The following is a 19,451-nucleotide window of genomic DNA, read 5'->3' on the forward strand; positions in this document are numbered from 1 at the left end:
AACCTTATGAAAGATCAGAAAAAGATGAAAATAACAGGTGATGCTGATCACAAATTTTAATTTTTCAGCGCTATGCTATGCTTTTATACAACAAGTGAATCGTTAACTCAAAAACATAGGTGAGGGATATTATGGGCATTATTTCATGGGTGATTTTCGGTCTTATCGCTGGGATTTTGGCAAAATGGATTATGCCAGGTAAAGATGGCGGCGGATTCTTTATGACCATTATCTTAGGGGTTGTTGGTGCGGTAGTGGGTGGCTGGATCAGTACCTTCTTTGGTTTTGGTAAAGTCGATGGTTTCAACTTTGGCAGTTTTGTCGTAGCCGTTATTGGTGCAATTGTGGTGTTGTTTATCTACAGAAAAATCAAAAGCTAAGAAAACATACTGACAATAAAGGCCACTGATATGTGGCCTTCTTCTCAGATTACCACCAACCCAGTTCTGTTCCCAGAACGACGATGACAGCCACGCCGATCATAATAAGCGTTGTTTTTTTCATCGTTATGCTCCTGGTGAGGCGTAGCCGCCAATAAAGAACCAGGACAGGAAAACGACAGCGGAAATGAAAATAATAACGGGGAAAATAATACCGAGTCGCATACGCTTATCTGCCAGAATAATTTAAAGATGATTAAGCATAACAGGGCTTAATGTACGACAAAAGCGGTTTTATCCTGGCGTTTCTTATCCTGATACATCGCACTGTCTGCAAGATGAAGCGCACAGTTGACGTCTGTCTCCAGCGGGTCTATTTCCACAATGCCCAGGCTGGCTCCCGGATAATACAGACAGATCTCACCCAGGTCATAGTCACCGCAAATTAGCTGCTGTAAGTGGTTTTTCACGCTTTGCAAGCGAACATACGGCGGCATTTCGTTTTCCATTGACAGGCTGGCGACTAAAAATTCGTCACCGCCCAGACGACCAAGAATATCATTCTCACTGCATCCACGGCGTAAACGCTGGCCAATTTGGATCAAAAACTGGTCACCGACTTCGTGGCCAAAACGATCGTTGATCAGTTTGAAATCATCTAAATCAATATAGGCGACAATAATTTTGTGCCTCAGGTGGCGTGCCAGCGAGAAGAGGGTTTCGATGTTTTCAAAGATTGCCCGACGGTTAGGTAGCCCGGTCAGAACGTCAGTGTAGGAGTGGGCGATCAGCGCAGCATTCGCTTCACGTAATTGAGCAACCAGCGATTCTTTCTGAATAGACTGCGCTATCAGACCCGCGAACAGATGCAGTACCTGCTCACCTCGTTCGCTTAGCGGTTGTTGCTGACGACTGGTGGCGCAGAGGGTGCCATAGAACGTGCCATCTGGCAGGTGGACTGGAGTACTCAGAAAGGTTGTGATCTCCAGTGCGCGTGCGGCGGTACATTCTGGCCAACGCGCGGGAACGTTATCGCTATACAGACAGTTTGCGTCTATTGCGCGCTTGCAGAGTGTCTCATCCCACGGCACCGACAGCCCTTCGGGGAGCTGCATTTGCTTACTATTACGCGCATACAGAATATGCTGCAGGCGCGCATCTAAATCGACCTTAGTAAGATAGGTCGACTCCATCTCAGTGACTACCTCCAGCATCTCCAGAAGTTGCCGAACCAGACTCTCAACAGACTGCTCTGTGGCTAATGATTGTGAGACTCGGGCAAGGATCATGTCTGACATGAGAGGCAAATACTCCAGAATGCTGATAAGTCCTGTATTGCCCGCATAATAGAACATCGGAGGGAAAGATGAAACACGCTATCCGGGTCAAAATGTAGACATGGGATTGAAACTCGTCAGTAAAACATGGAGATAGGTGGGGAGTCGGGGTACTCTTCCTGCGTAACGTTTTTAACAGGAGTGAATATGAAACTTGCCTCTATTGTTGTGCCCGGCATTTTGGTGCTGGCGGGGTGTTCCACATCACCTGAAGCACCAGTCCCACCGAAAATTGGCATGGCGAACCCGGCATCCGTATATTGTGAGCAAAAGGGCGGTGTGCTGGTTGCGGTGCAGACACCGCAAGGCGTAAGGTCGGATTGCAAACTACCCGGCGGCGAAGTTATTGATGAATGGGCGCTTTGGCGCAGAGATCATCCGGCAACGGGCAAATAACCAGCTGTCACAATTGACGTAACCACTCAGCCAGAACCAGCGCATGGTTTTGCTGCGTATCCTTCGCTGCATACAGCAGCGTTAACGGCTGTTGCCGGGCAATGTCCGCGAGTCGCTTGCCTTCCTGCTGTTGCTGGGCAAGTTCTGCGCGGTATTGCTCGGCGAAATGGGCAAAATCGATGATATCTGCGTGGAATGCCTTACGTAAATCAGATGAGGGCGTCAGCGCTTTATCCCATTCATTGAAAACAAGATCGGTTTTTTTCACCCCGCGCGGCCACAGCCTGTCGACCAGAACACGATAGCCATCACTTTTTTCTGCCGGGTCATACACGCGTTTACACTGAATATTCATCTCTTAATCCGCTCCGCTAAGCCACTGAACTCGTCTTCATTACGGTTAAATAAGATCGTAAAACGTGACTATTATAGCATTTTGGCCACATAGACTCTCAATTTAAGGGATTGTGGTAACAACAAAAAATCGGTAGGCTGAGGCTCCTTATGTTGTCCCTCATTGTCTGGACATAAGGAAAGTTAATGGAAATTTCCCCAGTTAAAGATACGCTTCGCATTGCGCTGGTGGGCGATTACAGCCCCGATATTGTGGCGCACCAGGCTATTCCCCTTGCCATCGATGATGCTGCTGCCGTTCTGGAATTAGTGGCTGATTATGACTGGCTCACCACATCTGATATTAGTAGTGGCGAAGATTTAGTCGGCTATGATGCCATCTGGGTGGTCCCTGGCAGTCCTTACCAGCACCCGGAAGGCGCGCTGACGGCAATACGTTACGCACGCGAAAACAGCATTCCATTTTTGGGCACTTGTGGCGGTTTTCAGCATGCTATTCTCGAGTATGCTCGCAATGTGCTGGGCTGGCGTGGTGCTGCGCATGCGGAAACAGAGACCACGGGTCGTATGGTGATTGCACCGCTGACCTGCTCGTTGGTCGAAAAGACGGATGATATTGAACTGCGCGCGAATACGCTGATCGCCAGAGCCTACGGACAGGATGTCATTACAGAGGGGTATCACTGTAACTATGGCGTGTCGGAAGCTTTTGCCGCTGAGCTTGAAAGCGGCGATCTGCGAGTAACGGGTTGGGATGACGCTGGTGATGTTCGCGCTATTGAACTGGTGACACATCCGTTTTATGTCGGGACGCTTTTTCAGCACGAACGAGGGGCACTGGCAGGAAAGCCTGTACCGCTCGTCCAGGCACTGCTGCGCGCGGCCAGAGGATAACAACTGGGCAGGTTGCTTATTCGCCTGCCCGGTGTATTACCTGCTGGCGATCTCTTTCTCGCGTCCTGAACAGACGCCAAACACGGCCATGATGAGGGCTAGCAGCGCGACGCCAACCAGAGGGATCTGCCAGCTATCGTTAAGATCGTGAATTTTCCCCATCATCGGCGGCCCACATGCGGCCAGTAAATATCCGACAGATTGCGCCATGCCTGATAGCGCGGCAGCCTGGTGTGCTGAGCTTGCACGTAGCCCGATGAAGGTGAGGCCGAGGATCATCGTGGCACCGGAGCCAAAGCCAAACAGCACGGTCCACAGTGCCGCCTGCTCGGGCATAACTGCAAACCCTGCAGCGCCAACAGCGCACATTAACGAGACCAGTGCGGCGATAGTACGCTGATCTTTAAACCGATACAGAACGAGGGGGATCAGTAGCCCGGGCGCTGCGGTCGCCAGTTGCAGTAAACCATGCAGCGACCCCGCCTGTGCCTCACTGTAGCCGTGACTGATCATAATGGCGGGTAACCAGCCGATAATGACATAATAGATGAGTGAGTTGATGCCCAAAAACAGCGTGACCTGCCAGGCGAGACTGGAGCGCCAGATTGCGCGGGAGTGCAACGCTCGCGAATTACTGAGGCTGGCATTGGCCGTCTGGCGCCACTGAGGTAACCAGATCAATAACGCCAGCAGTGGAAAGATCATTAACATCATTAGCGCGCCGCGCCAGCCAAAGCCATTTAACGCCAGCGGCACGACCATTGCCGAACCCAGCGCTGCTGCAGCGCCCATCGTTAACGAATACGCCCCGGTGAGCTTTGCCACATGCTGTGAAAAATCACGCTTAATGAGTCCCGGCAAAAGGACATTTCCCAGCGCGATGCCACAGCCAATGACTGCTGTCCCACCAAACAAGGCTCCGGATGAGGGGAGTGAACGTATAGCAATACCCACACAGATCAGCAGCATGGCGGCTAACAGGCTGCGCTCAATGCCCCAACGGCGAGCGACGGTTGCCGCCAAAGGCGACACCAGCGCAAAAGCAAGCAGTGGTAATGTGGTCAGGAGTCCCGTCTGGGCGGTGGTCAGACCGTAGTCAGTGCGAATCGCGTCCAGCAGCGGGGCTGCGCCGGTAAACGTAACGCGTAGTGTGGTCGCGATCATCAGGATACCCGCAATTAACAGCGCACTGTTTTTACCACGGGAAGAAGGGGAGTTAGTCATTTTTTTCTCATATCGTCAGGCGAGGCGTTACCTTAGCGTTTTTACTCTGTGGATGAATCAAGCTAAAATGACAGTTTATCGCTAAAATCGGACATTCTTATGTTTGGGCTGAGGCTGGACGGGTATCAACCCGATCTTTACCACGATGCCGCCGTGGCTTTTTGTATTCAGGCTCAGGAAGATGAGCTTTTCAGCCCACTGCATCAACACCGCAAAGGTCAGTTAATCCTGGCGTTGCATGGTGCAATTACCTGTGAAGTGGAGAACGCCATGTGGATGGTGCCGCCGCAATATGCGGTGTGGATACCTGGTGAAATTCCGCACAGTAACCACGTTACCGTTGGCGCGCAGTTGTGCTTTTTATTCATTGAACCTCACGTAGTGGTGATGCCGGATCGGTGTTGTACGCTGAAAATAGCGCCATTATGCCGGGAACTTATTCTTGCGTTGGCGAGCAAAACGGATGCCCAGCTCTGTGAACCAGCCACCCAGAGGTTAACGCAGGTATTGTTTGACGAACTCCCACAGCAGCCACAGGAGCAAATGCAGTTACCGGTATCCGATCACCCGAAAATTCGCAAGATGGTGGCGACGATGGCGCGGGAACCTGCACAATGGCAAACACTGGGGCAGTGGGCCAACGTGTTTGCGATGAGTGAGCGTAACCTTGCCCGCCTGGTCGTCAAAGAGACGGGGCTAAGTTTTCGCCGCTGGCGCCATCAGCTACAGCTGATCCTGGCGCTGCAGGCACTGATCGACGGGCACAATGTACAACAGGTCGCTCAAATGCTCGGTTACGATTCTACGACCGCGTTTATCACCATGTTCAAAAAAGGTCTGGGTCAAACACCAGGTCGCTATCTGGCGGGGTTGACTACTGCTTCCCAACAATCAGCGACACCAGACCTGCCGCAATAAGCGGACCCACCGGCACGCCGCGAAAGAGGGCAACGCCCAATACTGTGCCCACCAGTAAACCAGCGACGAGTTGAGGTTGGCTGCCCATCAGCGTGACGCCGCGCCCGCCAAGCCAGGAGACAACAACGCCGACGACGATAGCGACCAGCGACTTCCAGTTTACAAAGGAGTGAATAAGCGTAGAGGGGGGCAGCGTGCCGCTGGCGATGGGAGCCATGACGCCGATCGTCAGAATAATAATCCCAACGGTAAGCCCCTGCTTTTCAATCCACGGGAAGAATGTATTCAGCGGAGTAACACGGACGATTATCAGCACCAGAATTGAAACGGCGACAGTGGTGTTGTGGCTGACAAAGCCCAGAGCTGCCAGTCCAAGCAGGATCAGCAGTGTGACATCAAACATCGTAGTTTCCTTGCCAAAAGAAAAAATAAGCCTGCTTACTGTACGCGTAAACGCGTGACGGAACAGGCTTTTTTTAATGATTATGATCTTTTTTGGGCGAACGCATAATATCGCGTTTTGATACTGATATTACCGGCCTGCTATTGTGCGCGATGGAATGGGACTAATTCAGGTTGCGCAATGCGCAAATAATCTTGAGTGTCCATGATCACGGACTTTTCCAGCAGTCCGGCATTGAACGCAATTTCATTAAAGCGCTCAAACAACAGCGGATCGGCAACCAGCCTGAGTTTTGGATGGAAACTAAACGGTGGGATAGCACCAAATACGCAGCCGGTCAGTTCATCCACTTCAGCCGGGCTGGCAAGTGATGCGCGTAAACCGCCGATATGTCCTGCAAGCTGGTTCAGGTCAGCCTGTTGGTCAGCCGGGAGAATGGCCAACACATGCTGATTAACGCCGTTGCCTTTGACCTTACAGACCAGGGCTTTTGCTCCCTGGCCGAGCGCGGTACCACGAATTGCAGAAACAGCCTCACATTTGCCAACGGCTTCATGGCTTACCACGCGGTACGTTGCGCCTTGCTCTGACAACAACGAAATTAAACGCTGATGCGTTGCGTTACCTTTGTTCACTTCCGTCATGACTTACTTTACTCCTGGTACAACAATGAAAATCCTGCAGAAAAATAATCACGCACCGGCGCGTTTTTTCTGTTTGTTCAGATAGAGCTGTGCATCAGATGCTTTGTAAGCATCATCAATAGTGTCGTTCGGCTGCATATTATAAACCCCGGCGGAGAAGCTGATGGATATATCATGCGCAATAATTTGTAAGTTATAGCGAATTCTCTCCAGCAGGCGGGGCGTTAAATCACTGGGATGGTCGATGAGGATGATACAAAACTCATCGCCGCCGAGGCGGATTGCGTAATCGCTTTTGCGAATGGAGCTTTGAATGGCTTTGGCCAGATGGGTGATAATCCGGTCGCCTTCTTTATGCCCTAACGTATCATTGATGACTTTCAACTTATCGCAGTCGATGGCGATAAAGGTGACGAGAGTGCCCGTATTGACCAACTGATGCAAACGTTTTTCGAGCGTCGGGGTTAAAACTTTCCGATTGTAGAGTCCGGTCATGGCGTCACTGATATTTTCGCGCGTGACGTTGTGATACAAGCGAAAATGCGTTCTGACCAAATTCAACAGCAGAATTGTTGCCAGCAGATAGAAAGCGAAGATTTTCCAGGACGAGACAATAAAATACATTAAATCAAGCGATAAAGTGATGCGTATACCGCCTGGAATGTCCTTCTCGTAGTGAACATAGTGAAACAGGTTAGTCTCACTTTGGTGAACGAGAATCTCTTTACCGGAGCTGGTATCTGAGAGCGTAACGTTAAGATAGCGCCATACCAGAGGCCGGTCGCTGGTATAAAAGATATTCTTTAAATTCTCTTTGTTGATATCCACCATTACTACACCTTTTAACTTACCGGTATAGTAGACCGGTGTTAAAAAGCTCATCACCTTTTTCCCGGTCAGGTTATCCTGATAAATACTGGAGATCACCGTGCGCCCCGTGAAAATAGCGTCAATATCATTCTGGTCAATGCCGAGGGTACCTTTTTGCAAAAACGTCCAGTTATGTATCGCAAATTGGCGCGAGTCGATCCGGTCATAGAAATAGACGTAGTTATTTTTGAGGTCGACGTAATATCGTAATTTATACTCCAGCGTACCTAATCCCTGACCGTAGTCTTTCTGCTCACGATTAGCGCTTACCGCCTTATCAAAAGAGGGCAGCAGGAATATGTCTTCAAGTTGTTCGCTACATTTCGTTGAGGTGGTTTGCAGCGTCCCGTGCAATGGCGGGTAGTTATGCTCTGTGAGATTGAGTCCATGAGTGCCGTTAACGCTGTCGAAAGCGTTGCAAAGCGCTTTTTGTTGTTCGACAGACGCGGGTTCCTGAGGGGATGAAAATGTGCGCATCAGATGGGCGGCAATACTTTGATTAGTATACTTATCATAAAGAAACGATGAGTCGGCTTTCTCATTGATATAGCGCATGTACGCATTCATCGCTTTATCGCTGGCAATGAGCTCATAAACCAAAAAAGAAGACGTCAAAACAATTACGCTAACGGAGATAAAGAGCCTGAGCGCTTTATGATGCAATTTCATAATGATTTACAGCCCTGTAAGTCTGATACTTCAGTCTATCACACGGTATACCTCCTCTCTAACGCTACGGGGAAGGACATTTTGTAATAAAAAACATTCGTACTCTTCACCTTTAACGCTTAATGTTGTATTTATAATGCAACTTATAGAAAAGGAGACAGGCAGATGAGCACGACTGAAAAAGCGGGCCATACGTTCTTAGCCAGCCTGGGCAAAACCCGTCTGCGTCCGGGGGGCGTTGAAGCAACAGAGTGGTTGTTCAGCCAGTCACAGCTGACGCCCGACAGCCAGGTGCTGGAAGTGGCCTGTAATATGGCCACCACGGCAATAGAGATAGCGCAACGCTTTGGTTGTACGGTCTACGCTATCGATATGGATAAAACCGCGCTGTCAAATGCCAGAAATAATGTGGCAGCAAATGGACTGGAAAATCACATTCATGTGATGGCGGCGAATGCCAGTACCCTACCTTTTGCGGATAACAGCTTCGATGTGGTGATTAACGAGGCCATGCTGACAATGTATGCCGATAAAGCGAAGGCGAAATTAATTGCCGAATATTATCGCGTGTTGAAACCCGGCGGTCGTCTGTTAACCCACGACATTATGTTCACCACACAAAAACTGGATGCGAGCGAGCAGGGCAAGCTTGTGGAGGTGGTGAAATCAAACGTGAGTCCGATGACCAGACAAGGCTGGCGTGAGTTATTTCTCAACTGCGGTTTTGAACAGGTCATGCAGCATAATGGCGCTATGTCGCTGATGTCGCCACGAGGATTAATTCGTGATGAGGGGGTTACAGGGGCGATTAAAATTATGTTTAACGGTTTACGCACTTACGAAAATCGCCGTCGATTCCTGAAAATGTTTCGCTTCTTCCGTTCGCAACGCCATCAGCTAAACTACATTGCCTGCTGCTCTGTTAAGGGAAAATAAAAACAGGATGGGGCACTATTTATAAAATCAGTCAGCACATCTACGCGCTGACTGATTTGTTTAGGTTAATTATTACTGGTCGTACTTTGCTTATGAAACAGTTCGCGAAATACCGGGTAAATATCATCCTGGTCGCGGATATGCTGCATCGCAAAATTATCAAAGGTAGATTGCAGATGCTCATACTCACGCCACAGGGTCTGGTGTGCGCGCCGGGTGATTTCAATATAGCTATAATATCGCACCACCGGCAGCAGCTTTTTCGCCAGGATTTCATGACACAGTGGTGAATCATCTGCCCAGTTATCGCCATCCGATGCCTGAGCGGCATAGATATTCCACTGGGCAGGGTTGTAGCGATCTTTTACCACTTCATCCATTAACTTCAGGGCGCTGGAAACTATGGTTCCCCCCGTTTCCTGAGAGTAGAAGAACTCGTGTTCATCAACCTCTTTTGCCTGAGTATGATGGCGAATATAGACAACCTCCACGTTCTTGTAAGTGCGGCTTAAGAACAGATACAGCAGGATATAAAAACGTTTTGCCATATCTTTAGTCGACTGATCCATTGAACCGGAGACGTCCATCAGACAGAACATCACCGCCTGGCTGGAAGGATCGGGTCGTTTTTCATAATTCTTGTAGCGCAAATCAAAAGTATCTATAAACGGTACGCGTTCGATTTTTGCCCGTAATTCAGCAATTTCTTTGCGTAATCGCTCTTCTTCCAGCAACTGCGCAGGTTCACTTTTGGCGATGGTTTCCAGATCGGCCTCAAGCGCATGCAGTTCACGACGTTTACCCGCCGTCATTGCTGTGCGACGCGCCAGTGAGTTTTGCAAGGAGCGCACCACGCTGATGTTGGCTGGCACACCGTTGGAGGTAAATCCTGCACGGTGCGTTTTAAACTCCGTTAGCTGACGCTGCTGATTCTGCTTCAGGTTAGGCAGCGCTAAATCTTCGAACAGCAGATCAAGATATTCATCTTTAGATATCTGAAAGACGAACTCATCCTGACCCTCTCCATCCTGACTGGCCTGGCCTTGTCCGCTTCCTGAACCGCCGCCGCCCCCCTGCGGACGTTCGATACGGTCATTCTGGACAAAATGATCGTTACCCGGATGGACGCGATGACGCAGGCCACCGCGCCCCTGATGAAACATCGGTTCGCTAATATCATCGGTCGGAATAGAGACAGATTCGCCGCTATCTACATCGGTCACCGAACGCTTGTTAATGGCCTCGGAGATCGACTGTTTAATTTGCGATTTATAACGGCGCAAGAAGCGTTGGCGGTTTACCGTGCTCTTGTTCTTGCCGTTAAGACGCCGGTCAATAAACCAGGTCATATGCCCCCCGTACTGCCAACTGTTCGCCATGTCTGTAAGTGCCGGATGGCGCTGGCGCTATCCGGTCTACGGAACATTATTTTGCAAGCCCGGTAAGCGCATGCGCCACCGGGCACTTATGTTAAGACGATTTACGTACGCGCAAATACCATTCGCACAGTAAACGCACCTGTTTACGCGTATAGCCTTTTTCCATCATACGGTCGACAAAATCGTCGTGCTTTTTCTGCTCGTCAGTCGAGGTTTTAGCGTTAAACGAAATGACCGGCAGCAACTCTTCGGTATTCGAGAACATTTTCTTCTCAATAACCGTGCGCAGTTTTTCGTAACTGGTCCAGTTTGGATTACGACCGCTGTTGTTTGCTCTGGCGCGCAGAACAAAGTTGACGATCTCATTACGGAAATCTTTCGGGTTACTGATACCCGCCGGTTTCTCAATTTTCTCCAGTTCTGAGTTCAGCGACTCACGGTCAAACAGCTGACCGGTATCCGGGTCGCGATACTCCTGATCCTGAATCCAGAAATCCGCATAGGTGACATAACGGTCGAAAATGTTCTGTCCGTATTCAGAGTAGGACTCGAGGTAAGCCGTCTGGATCTCTTTGCCAATAAACTCGGCGTATTTCGGGATCAAATAGCCTTTCAGGAACTCGAGATAACGTTCGGCCTGCTCCTGCGGGAATTGCTCGCGTTCGATTTGCTGCTCAAGCACATAGAACAGATGCACGGGGTTGGCCGCGACTTCGGCATGGTCAAAGTTGAACACGCGGGAGAGGATCTTGAACGCGAAACGTGTGGACAGACCGTTCATCCCCTCATCAACTCCGGCGTAATCCCGGTACTCCTGATACGATTTTGCTTTAGGATCGGTATCTTTCAAGCTTTCGCCGTCATAAACGCGCATCTTCGAATATATACTCGAGTTTTCAGGTTCTTTCAGGCGTGAAAGAATAGTGAAGCGAGAGAGCGTTTCCAGTGTGCCCGGTGCGCAAGGCGCATGGGTCAACTCACTGTGGTTAAGCAGTTTTTCGTAGATCTTGATCTCTTCAGATATACGTAAGCAATACGGAACCTTCACGATGTATACACGGTCGAGGAAGGCTTCGTTATTTTTGTTGTTGCGGAACGTCACCCATTCAGATTCGTTCGAGTGGGCGAGAATAATTCCGTTAAACGGCAGGGCAGAGATACCTTCTGTCCCGTTGTAGTTTCCTTCCTGGGTTGCAGTCAGCAGAGGATGCAGCACTTTAATCGGTGCTTTAAACATCTCTACAAATTCCATAATCCCCTGGTTGGAGCGGCACAGCGCACCTGAGTAGCCATAGGCGTCAGGATCGTTCTGTGCATGGTGTTCGAGTTTACGAATATCTACTTTCCCGACCAGAGCGGAAATGTCCTGGTTGTTTTCATCACCAGGCTCCGTTTTAGCGATGGCGATTTGCTCCAGAATAGACGGCCAGACTTTGACGACGCGGAATTTAGTAATGTCCCCGCCGAAATCATGCAAACGCTTCGCAGCCCACGGCGACATGATTGTGCCGAGATAGCGACGCGGAACCCCATACTCTTTTTCCAGGATCTGTGCATCTTCCTGCGGATTAAACAGGCATAACGGATGATCGTTAACCGGGCTACGTTCACCATTGGCGCTGAGGACATAAATGGGCACTCTTTGCATCAGCGATTTCAGTCGCTCTGCAAGCGATGATTTTCCCCCTCCCACCGGCCCCAGCAGATAGAGGATCTGCTTCTTCTCTTCCAGCCCCTGAGCCGCATGTTTCAGATAAGAAACAATCTGTTCAATCGCGTCTTCCATGCCGTAAAACTCTTCAAAAGCGGGATAACGTGCAATCACCCGATTCGAAAAGAGTCGAGAAAGTCGAGGTTCGTGGGCAGTGTCAACCATGACAGGCTCACCAATAGCCATTAATAGCCGCTCTGCCGCGTTGGCATAAGCACTGCGATCTTGCCGACAAGTGGTAAGAAACTCCTGCAGCGTGAACTCTTCGTCCTTGGCAGCTTCATAACGCTGGCGATAGTGATCGAATATATTCATGGTATGCCGTCCTTTCGTTTTTTAGCACATGTTAAGAGCCGTTCATATGAATAGTAGAGGCCCCTGAAGAGGTAAACTGAACGACGTCGCTGCTGAAGAAATAAGCAACTCTCATGCCATTTCGATGGTCAGGAGATCAACGTATTCGGTGATACACCTTCTAAATTTAAGCGTAGATGGCATTTGCAAAATTTGCCTGTACGCGCAAATGAATTTCAATGGCATATCAATAACTCATCAGCAAAAAAAGCACATGTTATGTAAAGAAATGGGGCTGAATTCATGTGCTGTTCACCGCACTGCAAACAAAATGCCATCACTCATTGAGAAATTAGGGGGTTACATTGGGCAGGTAATACGTAAAATAGTTGGGCTGAAGCGTATTGGCGGTTACACTTTCGTCGCTAAACATTTGAATAAGGAATTATGGATTGTGACCAAACTCAAACTTCTGGCACTTGGCGTGCTTATTGCCACGTCCGCGAGCGTCGCGCAAGCAGAAAGCAACCTGACGCTGGGCGCAGGCGTTGGTGTGGTTGAACACCCTTACAAAAACTACGATAGTGACGTTTACCCGGTCCCTGTTGTGACCTATGAAAGCGACAACTTCTGGTTCCGTGGTCTGGGCGGCGGTTACTACCTGTGGAATGACAATGCAGATAAATTATCTGTGATGGCGTACTGGTCGCCACTGTACTTCAAGCCTGGCGACAGCGACGATAGCCGTCTGCGCAATCTCGATAAGCGTAAGAGCACCATGATGGCCGGGCTTTCTTACGTGCATAACACACAATATGGTTTCCTGCGTACCAGCCTCGCGGGAGACGCACTGGATAACAGTAATGGTATCGTATGGGATCTGGCATGGCTGTACCGTTATACCAACGGGGGCCTGACGCTGACACCGGGGATTGGTGTTGAGTGGAACAGTGAAAACCAGAACCAGTACTACTATGGTGTATCGCACCACGAATCGTCCCGCAGTGGTTTACGCAGCTACGATCCTGAAAGCAGCTGGAACCCGTACCTTGAACTCAGCGCCAACTATAATTTCTTAGGCGACTGGAGCGTGTACGGTACTGCGCGTTACACCCGTTTGTCTGATGAAGTGACAGACAGCCCGATGGTAGACAAATCCTGGACGGCTCTGATCTCAACGGGTATCACCTATAAGTTCTGATGCATTTCCAATGCTGAACATGAGCCCGTGTTATGGACTGAACCCATTATGCGGGCTTTTTTGCCTGACGGGAATGAATGTTGATCTTAAGCATGAGAATTCACGATTTTTGCTGATTCTGCCTTATGCGATGCTGCAACGAATAATTAACGTGTTTTACCTGGTGTAGTTACCAAAAAGGAACGGATGATTTAATTAATCAGATATCGATTTGCTTACAGAATAAGAAATACAGGTATCCCATCACCAATCATCGTTAGCGGCTAACAAAAGTCACTACGGCAATATACTGAAAATGCACTGTTTTGTTATGACTCCTGGACCTCAATCAACCTTGCAAGGCGTATTGCAAATATCTGACAACTATTTTCATCGTCTAATTTAACCATGAAAGTCATCTTTCATGTGAAAAGTAAAAAACAAAACGGTTAATTTTTATTTTGCATTCTTTAGGTAATTATCTGAAAAAATTTAAATTGACATTAAATATTCTATTGCAGATATTACTCAAACTTAAAAAGTAGTGAGAGTAATTCTTCCTTGCAGAAATATCATCTGCGATGAAGGTTTTTGAGTATAAACCTGGTATAGATAATGAAAAAGTTAATCATGATAGTTGTGATGGGCGGGGTTCTGGCGGGTTGTTCTATCGAGGCTTCTCGCATGAATGACTGTGAGAACAAGGGCGTAAGTCGGGACGCATGCTACGTTGCTGAGCAGAATCGTCAGGCTACAATCAATGCTGCAGCGGAAAAACAGGCTATGGAAAATGCACAGAGCCTGTACAGCACAAATGACGCTAATTCCAGCCATCATCATAGTCATAATAAATATTAAGGTTTTCCTCATGAAAAAATTAATTATTATCGCTGCGCTGGTGGCATCAACTATTGCACCTGCTCATGCTATTAGCGAGGCTTACCGCCGTCAGTTACAGCATGATCATAAAACCATGGTTAGTGAAGTGAATGCTCCGGTTAACGGCAGTACGGTAAAACCCATACATGTGAAGAAACTGGGGGTCGATTTTAAACGTGGTGCCGATGGCATTGCCTACATAAATGGTAGCCCGGCAGCAAATGATGAAAATAATGCAGAGGCGCAAACCTATAGTGCAGGCTTGATTTCGGTTATTGTATATAAGAACGGAAAAATAAATGCCATGAAAGAAGGTAAATATTTAGGCCGTTTAAAATAATCTCTGCACAGCTAAAACGTTATCTGTCTAAGTCCGGGAATAAATACTGTGCCCGGGCTTTTTATTGCATCTGATTAACGACGAACCCTCCAAACGAGGATGGTGCAATTTGTGCACCATCACAGGACACATCACCCGTGTTTTGCTTTACTGTGGTGCATGTACTCAGGGGGGAACTATGACAGTAAAACAGGTGATGTTTACGGAGCAGGTTTCGCTTCCTGCTATAGGGCAGGGAACATGGGGCATGGGGGAGAATCCCTGCCGTCGTCGTGATGAAGTCTCGGCGTTGCAGGTTGGCCTGGATCTGGGACTGCGTCTGATTGATACGGCTGAAATGTATGCTGATGGTGCAGCAGAAGAGATTGTTGGCGAAGCATTAGCGGGACAGCGCGATGGTGCATTTTTGGTTTCAAAAGTTTATCCGTGGAATGCCGGAGGCCAGAAAGCGATTGCTGCCTGTGAAGGCAGTCTGCGCCGGCTGAAAACCGACTATCTGGATCTCTATTTGCTGCACTGGACGGGGGACTTTACTTATGAAGAAACCGTCAGCGCCATGGAAAAACTCATCGCTCAGGGGAAAATTCGTCGGTGGGGTGTTTCGAATCTCGATTATGACGAGATGCAGGCGCTATGGCAGGTTGCAGGTGGACAACAATGCGCCACTAACCAGGTGCTATATCATTTAGCGTCGCGCGGCATTGAATATGACTTGCTGCCATGGTGTCAGCAACAGCAGATGCCGGTTATGGCCTATAGCCCGTTGGCACAGGCAGGACGGCTGCGCCGTGGTCTGCTCACTCATTCGGTGATTAGCGATATTGCACGTGCACACGATGCCAGTACCGCCCAGATCTTGCTGGCGTGGGTTATTCGTCAACCGGGCGTGATCGCGATTCCAAAAGCGGCAAGCGTAGCGCATGTCGAACAAAATGCCGCCGCGCTGAATATCACGCTCTCGGTTGATGAACTGAAGTTGTTAAATGAGGCATATCCGGCGCCAAAAGGTAAAACGGCGCTGGATATGGCCTGATTTGCCTGATGGCGCTGCGCTTATCAGGCCTACGGCTACGAGCGGTTTGTAGGCCGGATAAGGCGTTAGCCGCATCCGGCATGATGCGCAGAGTTGTCTTAGCGTTTAGCCACACGAATAGTCTGCGCGAGGCGAGATGGTTTTTCTTCGGTGGTTTTCTGCGGAGCGGTCGCGTAAGCCGTTTCTACACAAACAAACGTTTTGTAACCGTCATCCGGCATGTCGCCCATACTGACGGACAGCGCCGGGCCCGGGTTCCAGCCGACAACGTTCAGATGGTGGTGGTGCACGACATCGATATTACGCTTGAGTGAATCATCATGGATGACGCTACATGCTTCCGGGTTCAGATAAACACGGTCAGTACGATCCGGGAAGGTCTGGATACCATCGGCCAGCACATCTTCTTTGGCATCGTTCACTTTATCGATCAGACGGTCGCCAAGACCACTGACTTTCACTGCGGCAATATCACCCACGTTGAAGTAGGTATGCAGTGCGGAGGTGGTTTCAAACTCACCGTGGGCTTCCAGCTCGATTTCACAGGTAGCACCGACTTTAAAGCGGGCAAGCAGGGTAAAGTCGTGCGGCCATAGCTGACGCGTTTCAGCGTTGCTTTGCAGCTCAAACGTCAGAACCACGCCGTTGTCATCTTCGTTGTGTGCCTTCAGCGTCCAGGGCAGGTTACGGGCAAAACCATGCGAAGGCAGGCCCTGCTGGGCAGCTGGACCAAACCAAGGCCAGCAAATTGGTACTCCGCCCCGCAGCGCTACGCCGGTTTTAAACGGGGTATTGTTGCTTAACCACAGGACTTCCTCTTCACCATTTGGTTTCCAGGAAAGAAGATGTGCGCCCTGCAGTGCGAAAGAAGCTTTAACCTGTGGGTGATCGACAACAAGAACCTCAAGTTCATCAAGCTGACGGCGGGAGAGGACAGGGGTAAGCTGTTCAATGACCGGGAGAGCGAAAATTTTGTTAATCATGATGCAATCCTTGGTATGTAAATATTTTGGTCATAAAAAAAGGCGACCGAAGTCGCCTTTTTGGATCAGATACTCATCTCAACTTATTTGGAGATGTGAGCAATCAGGTCCAGAACTTTGTTGGAGTAGCCGGTTTCGTTGTCGTACCAGGAAACCAGTTTCACGAAGTTGTCGTTCAGTGCGATACCTGCTTTAGCATCGAACACGGAAGTGCAAACTTCACCGTTGAAATCGGTAGATACGACGTCGTCTTCGGTGTAACCCAGAACACCTTTCATCGGACCTTCGGAAGCAGCTTTGATTGCTTTCTTAATTTCTTCATAAGAAGCAGCTTTTTCCAGACGAACGGTCAGGTCAACAACGGATACGTTCGGGGTCGGAACGCGGAACGCCATACCAGTCAGTTTGCCATTCAGTTCTGGCAGTACTTTACCTACAGCTTTAGCAGCACCGGTAGAGGACGGGATGATGTTCTGGGATGCACCGCGGCCGCCGCGCCAGTCTTTGTGAGACGGGCCATCAACGGTTTTCTGAGTAGCGGTGGTCGCGTGAACAGTCGTCATCAGACCTTCGATGATGCCGAAGTTGTCGTTGATAACTTTAGCCAGCGGAGCCAAGCAGTTAGTGGTGCAGGAAGCGTTAGAAACGATGTCCTGACCTTCGTATTTGTCAAAGTTAGCGCCTTTAACAAACATCGGCGTGTTGTCTTTGGAAGGACCAGTCAGAACAACTTTTTTCGCGCCAGCAGTGATGTGCTTACGAGCGGTTTCATCTGTCAGGAACAGGCCAGTAGCTTCAGCTACTACGTCAACACCAACTTCGTCCCATTTCAGGTTAGCCGGATCACGTTCAGCGGTAACACGGATTTTTTTACCGTTTACGATCAGATGACCGTCTTTCACTTCAACGGTACCGTTGAAACGGCCGTGAGTGGAGTCATATTTCAGCATGTAAGCCATGTAGTCAGCGTCTAACAGGTCGTTGATTGCAACGATCTCGATGTCAGAACGTTCTTGAGCAGCACGGAAAACAATGCGACCGATACGGCCAAAACCGTTGATACCTACTTTGATAGTCATATATTCCACCAGCTATTTGTTAGTGAATAAAAGGTTGCCTGTAAAATTACAAAAACCTTACGCAGCGTCAAGCGGAATCGTGTCAATCATTGCGACAAATCAAACTGCTGCTTAAGCTTTGCGCAACTGACTCGCCTCACTCTTCCTTTGGGCTTGAAACCACATGGGGGCGGCGGCTCGAATTTTAAAGGGCAATCAAGATAAAAACGTGATATCGATCACGATTACTGGGCTGCCATTTCGCACGGATCAAGTTTAGAACAAAAGTTCGCACTACGGTGTTAATGTTTTGTTAGAATCTGTCTCGCGATGTGAGTTTAGATAAAGCGAGATGTGAGCAAATGGCTAAGCAACCTTCCCCAGAAGAACTGAAAAAAAATTTGTCCGAAATGCAGTTTTATGTGACACAAAATCATGGGACAGAACCGCCATTTACCGGGCGTTTGCTGCACAATAAGCGTGATGGCATCTACCATTGTCTGATCTGCGATAATCCCTTGTTTCGTTCAGAGACAAAATACGATTCTGGCTGCGGCTGGCCCAGCTTTTACGAGCCGGTGAGCGAAGAGGCTATCCGTTACATAAAAGATACGTCTCACGGCATGCAGCGCATTGAAATCCGCTGTGGAAACTGTGATGCGCATCTGGGACATGTCTTTCCGGATGGGCCTCAGCCCACAGGCGAGCGTTACTGCGTTAATTCAGCGTCATTGAACTTTACAGACGGCGAAAACGGTGAGCAAACGAAAGGCTGAAGAAACGATTCAGCTAATTATTCTACGGAGAGTGGATTTAACATGAATCTTGATGAGATGATCAACAGCATGACGCCGGAAGTTTATCAGCGCTTATCGACTGCCGTTGAACTGGGAAAATGGCCGGATGGCGTCGCGCTGACCGCAGAACAAAAAGAGAACAGTTTGCAACTGGTGATGTTATGGCAGGCACGTAACAACACGAATGCACAACACATGACTATTGATACCAACGGTGAGATGGTGATGAAGAGTAAGCAGCAACTAAAAGTGGAGTTTGGCATTACGCCCGAACCGATTGCGACGTTTAAATCCTGATTAACCTGGCCCGGCAAACATTGGTGTCGGGCCCGCAGTTGCTGTTATTTCTTGTTCATCATCGCTTTAAGGTCGGCAAACGGATTGTATTTCGCCTCGCCAACGTATTTCTGCGCATCTTCCCCCGCCACTACGGTAGAACCATACTGATCCACCTCAGTGTATTTCGAATGCTCATGATCGTGGCAGTACAGGCACAACATCTCCCAGTTGCTACCATCTTCCGGGTTATTGGAATGGTCGTGATCAATATGGTGTACGGTTAATTCGCGCAGATTTGAGTACACAAACTCGCGGGAACAACGTCCACAGACCCAGGGAAAGAGCTTAAGCGCCTTTTCCCGATAACCGACTTCCAGACGGGCGTAATTTTTAGGGATGAAAGCCATACCAGCTCATGCCTCCAGTAGAAGATGAAAAGCTGCGCCAGAGAATGGCGCAGCGCAATGGGCTAATCATAACCTATTGTGGCAAG

23 protein-coding genes and 1 pseudogene are annotated in these 19,451 nt (G+C 49.1%); 11 read left to right on the forward strand and 13 right to left on the reverse strand.

The window, feature by feature from the left end:
* Nucleotides 1-131 precede the first annotated feature (131 nt).
* A complete protein-coding gene (locus tag OGX91_RS02790) occupies nt 132-380 on the forward strand; it encodes a GlsB/YeaQ/YmgE family stress response membrane protein (RefSeq protein ID WP_005120370.1) in 249 nt (82 codons plus the stop codon).
* A gap of 49 nt (nt 381-429) precedes the next feature.
* Here the strand turns inward: OGX91_RS02790 and OGX91_RS02795 are convergent, their stop codons facing one another.
* Genes OGX91_RS02795 through OGX91_RS02805 form a run of 3 tightly spaced genes read right to left on the reverse strand, consistent with a single transcriptional unit; the run spans nt 430 to nt 1,678 of the window.
* Nucleotides 430-504, reverse strand: a complete 75-nt coding sequence (locus OGX91_RS02795; protein ID WP_137378469.1) for a hypothetical protein — start codon at nt 502-504, stop codon at nt 430-432.
* Between the two features lie 2 nt (nt 505-506).
* A complete protein-coding gene (locus OGX91_RS02800; RefSeq protein ID WP_086523648.1) occupies nt 507-605 on the reverse strand; it encodes a YoaK family small membrane protein in 99 nt (32 codons plus the stop codon).
* Between the two features lie 47 nt (nt 606-652).
* Entirely contained in the window at nt 653-1,678 is a 1,026-nt protein-coding gene (locus tag OGX91_RS02805; protein ID WP_199947573.1) for a sensor domain-containing diguanylate cyclase, read from the reverse strand.
* A 186-nt stretch (nt 1,679-1,864) separates the two neighbouring features.
* Here OGX91_RS02805 and OGX91_RS02810 point away from each other — a divergent pair, with 186 nt between their 5' ends.
* Complete coding sequence (locus tag OGX91_RS02810) at nt 1,865-2,113, forward strand: putative hemolysin (protein ID WP_005120367.1); 249 nt, start codon at nt 1,865-1,867, stop codon at nt 2,111-2,113.
* A 7-nt stretch (nt 2,114-2,120) separates the two neighbouring features.
* Here the strand turns inward: OGX91_RS02810 and OGX91_RS02815 are convergent, their stop codons facing one another.
* Nucleotides 2,121-2,468, reverse strand: coding sequence for a DUF488 domain-containing protein (locus tag OGX91_RS02815; protein WP_005120366.1), 348 nt, complete (start codon nt 2,466-2,468; stop codon nt 2,121-2,123).
* Nucleotides 2,469-2,653: 185 nt separating this feature from the next.
* Between OGX91_RS02815 and OGX91_RS02820 the strand changes: the two genes are divergently transcribed.
* Nucleotides 2,654-3,361: a CTP synthase C-terminal region-related (seleno)protein gene (locus OGX91_RS02820; protein ID WP_286625388.1), complete on the forward strand. Its 708-nt coding sequence runs from the start codon at nt 2,654-2,656 to the stop codon at nt 3,359-3,361.
* Nucleotides 3,362-3,397: 36 nt separating this feature from the next.
* On the opposite strand, the gene OGX91_RS02825 is transcribed toward OGX91_RS02820, so the two are convergent.
* The gene (locus OGX91_RS02825; protein ID WP_040233634.1) at nt 3,398-4,585 is read right to left on the reverse strand and encodes a CynX/NimT family MFS transporter; all 1,188 of its coding nucleotides are present in this window, start codon (nt 4,583-4,585) and stop codon (nt 3,398-3,400) included.
* A gap of 99 nt (nt 4,586-4,684) precedes the next feature.
* Here OGX91_RS02825 and OGX91_RS02830 point away from each other — a divergent pair.
* Nucleotides 4,685-5,477, forward strand: a pseudogene (locus tag OGX91_RS02830) (AraC family transcriptional regulator); the annotation flags it as partial.
* Here OGX91_RS02830 and OGX91_RS02835 read toward each other — a convergent pair.
* From OGX91_RS02835 to dgcJ, 3 genes are all read right to left on the reverse strand, one after another.
* Nucleotides 5,460-5,906: a DUF441 domain-containing protein gene (locus OGX91_RS02835; protein ID WP_005120361.1), complete on the reverse strand. Its 447-nt coding sequence runs from the start codon at nt 5,904-5,906 to the stop codon at nt 5,460-5,462. The pseudogene OGX91_RS02830 and the gene OGX91_RS02835 sit on opposite strands and share 18 nt — an antisense overlap.
* A 140-nt stretch (nt 5,907-6,046) precedes the next feature.
* Nucleotides 6,047-6,550 (reverse strand): YbaK/prolyl-tRNA synthetase associated domain-containing protein, encoded by a 504-nt coding sequence (locus OGX91_RS02840; protein WP_040233638.1) that lies wholly within the window; start codon nt 6,548-6,550, stop codon nt 6,047-6,049.
* Nucleotides 6,551-6,598: 48 nt separating this feature from the next.
* The gene (gene dgcJ / locus OGX91_RS02845; protein WP_286625390.1) at nt 6,599-8,089 is read right to left on the reverse strand and encodes a diguanylate cyclase DgcJ; all 1,491 of its coding nucleotides are present in this window, start codon (nt 8,087-8,089) and stop codon (nt 6,599-6,601) included.
* A 165-nt stretch (nt 8,090-8,254) separates the two neighbouring features.
* On the opposite strand from dgcJ, the gene OGX91_RS02850 reads away from it, so the two are divergent.
* A complete protein-coding gene (locus OGX91_RS02850) occupies nt 8,255-9,025 on the forward strand; it encodes a class I SAM-dependent methyltransferase (protein ID WP_005120358.1) in 771 nt (256 codons plus the stop codon).
* Nucleotides 9,026-9,090: 65 nt separating this feature from the next.
* Here the strand turns inward: OGX91_RS02850 and OGX91_RS02855 are convergent, their stop codons facing one another.
* Both OGX91_RS02855 and yeaG read right to left on the reverse strand, forming a co-directional pair.
* Complete coding sequence (locus OGX91_RS02855) at nt 9,091-10,374, reverse strand: YeaH/YhbH family protein (protein WP_048211926.1); 1,284 nt, start codon at nt 10,372-10,374, stop codon at nt 9,091-9,093.
* A gap of 121 nt (nt 10,375-10,495) precedes the next feature.
* Nucleotides 10,496-12,430: a protein kinase YeaG gene (gene yeaG / locus OGX91_RS02860; protein ID WP_005120355.1), complete on the reverse strand. Its 1,935-nt coding sequence runs from the start codon at nt 12,428-12,430 to the stop codon at nt 10,496-10,498.
* 433 nt (nt 12,431-12,863) lie between these two features.
* Between yeaG and OGX91_RS02865 the strand changes: the two genes are divergently transcribed.
* The 4 genes from OGX91_RS02865 to OGX91_RS02880 all read left to right on the forward strand — a co-directional run bounded on the left by OGX91_RS02865 (nt 12,864) and on the right by OGX91_RS02880 (nt 15,841).
* A complete protein-coding gene (locus OGX91_RS02865) occupies nt 12,864-13,610 on the forward strand; it encodes a MipA/OmpV family protein (protein ID WP_005120354.1) in 747 nt (248 codons plus the stop codon).
* A 594-nt stretch (nt 13,611-14,204) separates the two neighbouring features.
* Nucleotides 14,205-14,447 (forward strand): hypothetical protein, encoded by a 243-nt coding sequence (locus tag OGX91_RS02870; RefSeq protein WP_199947611.1) that lies wholly within the window; start codon nt 14,205-14,207, stop codon nt 14,445-14,447.
* Between the two features lie 10 nt (nt 14,448-14,457).
* Nucleotides 14,458-14,808, forward strand: coding sequence for a hypothetical protein (locus OGX91_RS02875; RefSeq protein WP_040233645.1), 351 nt, complete (start codon nt 14,458-14,460; stop codon nt 14,806-14,808).
* A gap of 178 nt (nt 14,809-14,986) precedes the next feature.
* Nucleotides 14,987-15,841: an aldo/keto reductase gene (locus tag OGX91_RS02880; protein ID WP_286625392.1), complete on the forward strand. Its 855-nt coding sequence runs from the start codon at nt 14,987-14,989 to the stop codon at nt 15,839-15,841.
* 98 nt (nt 15,842-15,939) lie between these two features.
* Here OGX91_RS02880 and OGX91_RS02885 read toward each other — a convergent pair whose 3' ends face one another.
* Entirely contained in the window at nt 15,940-16,824 is an 885-nt protein-coding gene (locus OGX91_RS02885; RefSeq protein WP_286625393.1) for a D-hexose-6-phosphate mutarotase, read from the reverse strand.
* 83 nt (nt 16,825-16,907) lie between these two features.
* The gene (gene gapA / locus OGX91_RS02890; RefSeq protein WP_003030697.1) at nt 16,908-17,903 is read right to left on the reverse strand and encodes a glyceraldehyde-3-phosphate dehydrogenase; all 996 of its coding nucleotides are present in this window, start codon (nt 17,901-17,903) and stop codon (nt 16,908-16,910) included.
* A gap of 341 nt (nt 17,904-18,244) precedes the next feature.
* Between gapA and msrB the strand changes: the two genes are divergently transcribed.
* Complete coding sequence (gene msrB / locus OGX91_RS02895) at nt 18,245-18,658, forward strand: peptide-methionine (R)-S-oxide reductase MsrB (RefSeq protein ID WP_040233651.1); 414 nt, start codon at nt 18,245-18,247, stop codon at nt 18,656-18,658.
* A gap of 42 nt (nt 18,659-18,700) precedes the next feature.
* On the forward strand, nt 18,701-18,976 hold the full coding sequence (locus OGX91_RS02900; RefSeq protein WP_005121124.1) for a YeaC family protein: 276 nt from the start codon (nt 18,701-18,703) through the stop codon (nt 18,974-18,976).
* A 44-nt stretch (nt 18,977-19,020) separates the two neighbouring features.
* Here the strand turns inward: OGX91_RS02900 and yajD are convergent, their stop codons facing one another.
* Complete coding sequence (yajD, locus tag OGX91_RS02905) at nt 19,021-19,365, reverse strand: HNH nuclease YajD (protein ID WP_286625394.1); 345 nt, start codon at nt 19,363-19,365, stop codon at nt 19,021-19,023.
* Nucleotides 19,366-19,451 lie beyond the last annotated feature (86 nt).

Source organism: Citrobacter sp. Cpa228, assembly GCF_030333085.1.
In the GTDB taxonomy this organism is placed as follows: domain Bacteria; phylum Pseudomonadota; class Gammaproteobacteria; order Enterobacterales; family Enterobacteriaceae; genus Citrobacter; species Citrobacter pasteurii.

What these genes read in the sequence shown, in the direction of transcription:
- OGX91_RS02790 (WP_005120370.1), top strand. Translation starts at nt 132, where the DNA reads ATGGGCATTATTTCATGGGTGATTTTCGGTCTTATCGCTGGGATTTTG.
- OGX91_RS02800 (WP_086523648.1), bottom strand. Translation starts at nt 605, where the DNA reads ATGCGACTCGGTATTATTTTCCCCGTTATTATTTTCATTTCCGCTGTC.
- OGX91_RS02805 (WP_199947573.1), bottom strand. Translation starts at nt 1,678, where the DNA reads ATGTCAGACATGATCCTTGCCCGAGTCTCACAATCATTAGCCACAGAG.
- OGX91_RS02810 (WP_005120367.1), top strand. Translation starts at nt 1,865, where the DNA reads ATGAAACTTGCCTCTATTGTTGTGCCCGGCATTTTGGTGCTGGCGGGG.
- OGX91_RS02815 (WP_005120366.1), bottom strand. Translation starts at nt 2,468, where the DNA reads ATGAATATTCAGTGTAAACGCGTGTATGACCCGGCAGAAAAAAGTGAT.
- OGX91_RS02820 (WP_286625388.1), top strand. Translation starts at nt 2,654, where the DNA reads ATGGAAATTTCCCCAGTTAAAGATACGCTTCGCATTGCGCTGGTGGGC.
- OGX91_RS02825 (WP_040233634.1), bottom strand. Translation starts at nt 4,585, where the DNA reads ATGACTAACTCCCCTTCTTCCCGTGGTAAAAACAGTGCGCTGTTAATT.
- OGX91_RS02835 (WP_005120361.1), bottom strand. Translation starts at nt 5,906, where the DNA reads ATGTTTGATGTCACACTGCTGATCCTGCTTGGACTGGCAGCTCTGGGC.
- OGX91_RS02840 (WP_040233638.1), bottom strand. Translation starts at nt 6,550, where the DNA reads ATGACGGAAGTGAACAAAGGTAACGCAACGCATCAGCGTTTAATTTCG.
- dgcJ (WP_286625390.1), bottom strand. Translation starts at nt 8,089, where the DNA reads ATGAAATTGCATCATAAAGCGCTCAGGCTCTTTATCTCCGTTAGCGTA.
- OGX91_RS02850 (WP_005120358.1), top strand. Translation starts at nt 8,255, where the DNA reads ATGAGCACGACTGAAAAAGCGGGCCATACGTTCTTAGCCAGCCTGGGC.
- OGX91_RS02855 (WP_048211926.1), bottom strand. Translation starts at nt 10,374, where the DNA reads ATGACCTGGTTTATTGACCGGCGTCTTAACGGCAAGAACAAGAGCACG.
- yeaG (WP_005120355.1), bottom strand. Translation starts at nt 12,430, where the DNA reads ATGAATATATTCGATCACTATCGCCAGCGTTATGAAGCTGCCAAGGAC.
- OGX91_RS02870 (WP_199947611.1), top strand. Translation starts at nt 14,205, where the DNA reads ATGAAAAAGTTAATCATGATAGTTGTGATGGGCGGGGTTCTGGCGGGT.
- OGX91_RS02875 (WP_040233645.1), top strand. Translation starts at nt 14,458, where the DNA reads ATGAAAAAATTAATTATTATCGCTGCGCTGGTGGCATCAACTATTGCA.
- OGX91_RS02880 (WP_286625392.1), top strand. Translation starts at nt 14,987, where the DNA reads ATGACAGTAAAACAGGTGATGTTTACGGAGCAGGTTTCGCTTCCTGCT.
- OGX91_RS02885 (WP_286625393.1), bottom strand. Translation starts at nt 16,824, where the DNA reads ATGATTAACAAAATTTTCGCTCTCCCGGTCATTGAACAGCTTACCCCT.
- gapA (WP_003030697.1), bottom strand. Translation starts at nt 17,903, where the DNA reads ATGACTATCAAAGTAGGTATCAACGGTTTTGGCCGTATCGGTCGCATT.
- msrB (WP_040233651.1), top strand. Translation starts at nt 18,245, where the DNA reads ATGGCTAAGCAACCTTCCCCAGAAGAACTGAAAAAAAATTTGTCCGAA.
- OGX91_RS02900 (WP_005121124.1), top strand. Translation starts at nt 18,701, where the DNA reads ATGAATCTTGATGAGATGATCAACAGCATGACGCCGGAAGTTTATCAG.
- yajD (WP_286625394.1), bottom strand. Translation starts at nt 19,365, where the DNA reads ATGGCTTTCATCCCTAAAAATTACGCCCGTCTGGAAGTCGGTTATCGG.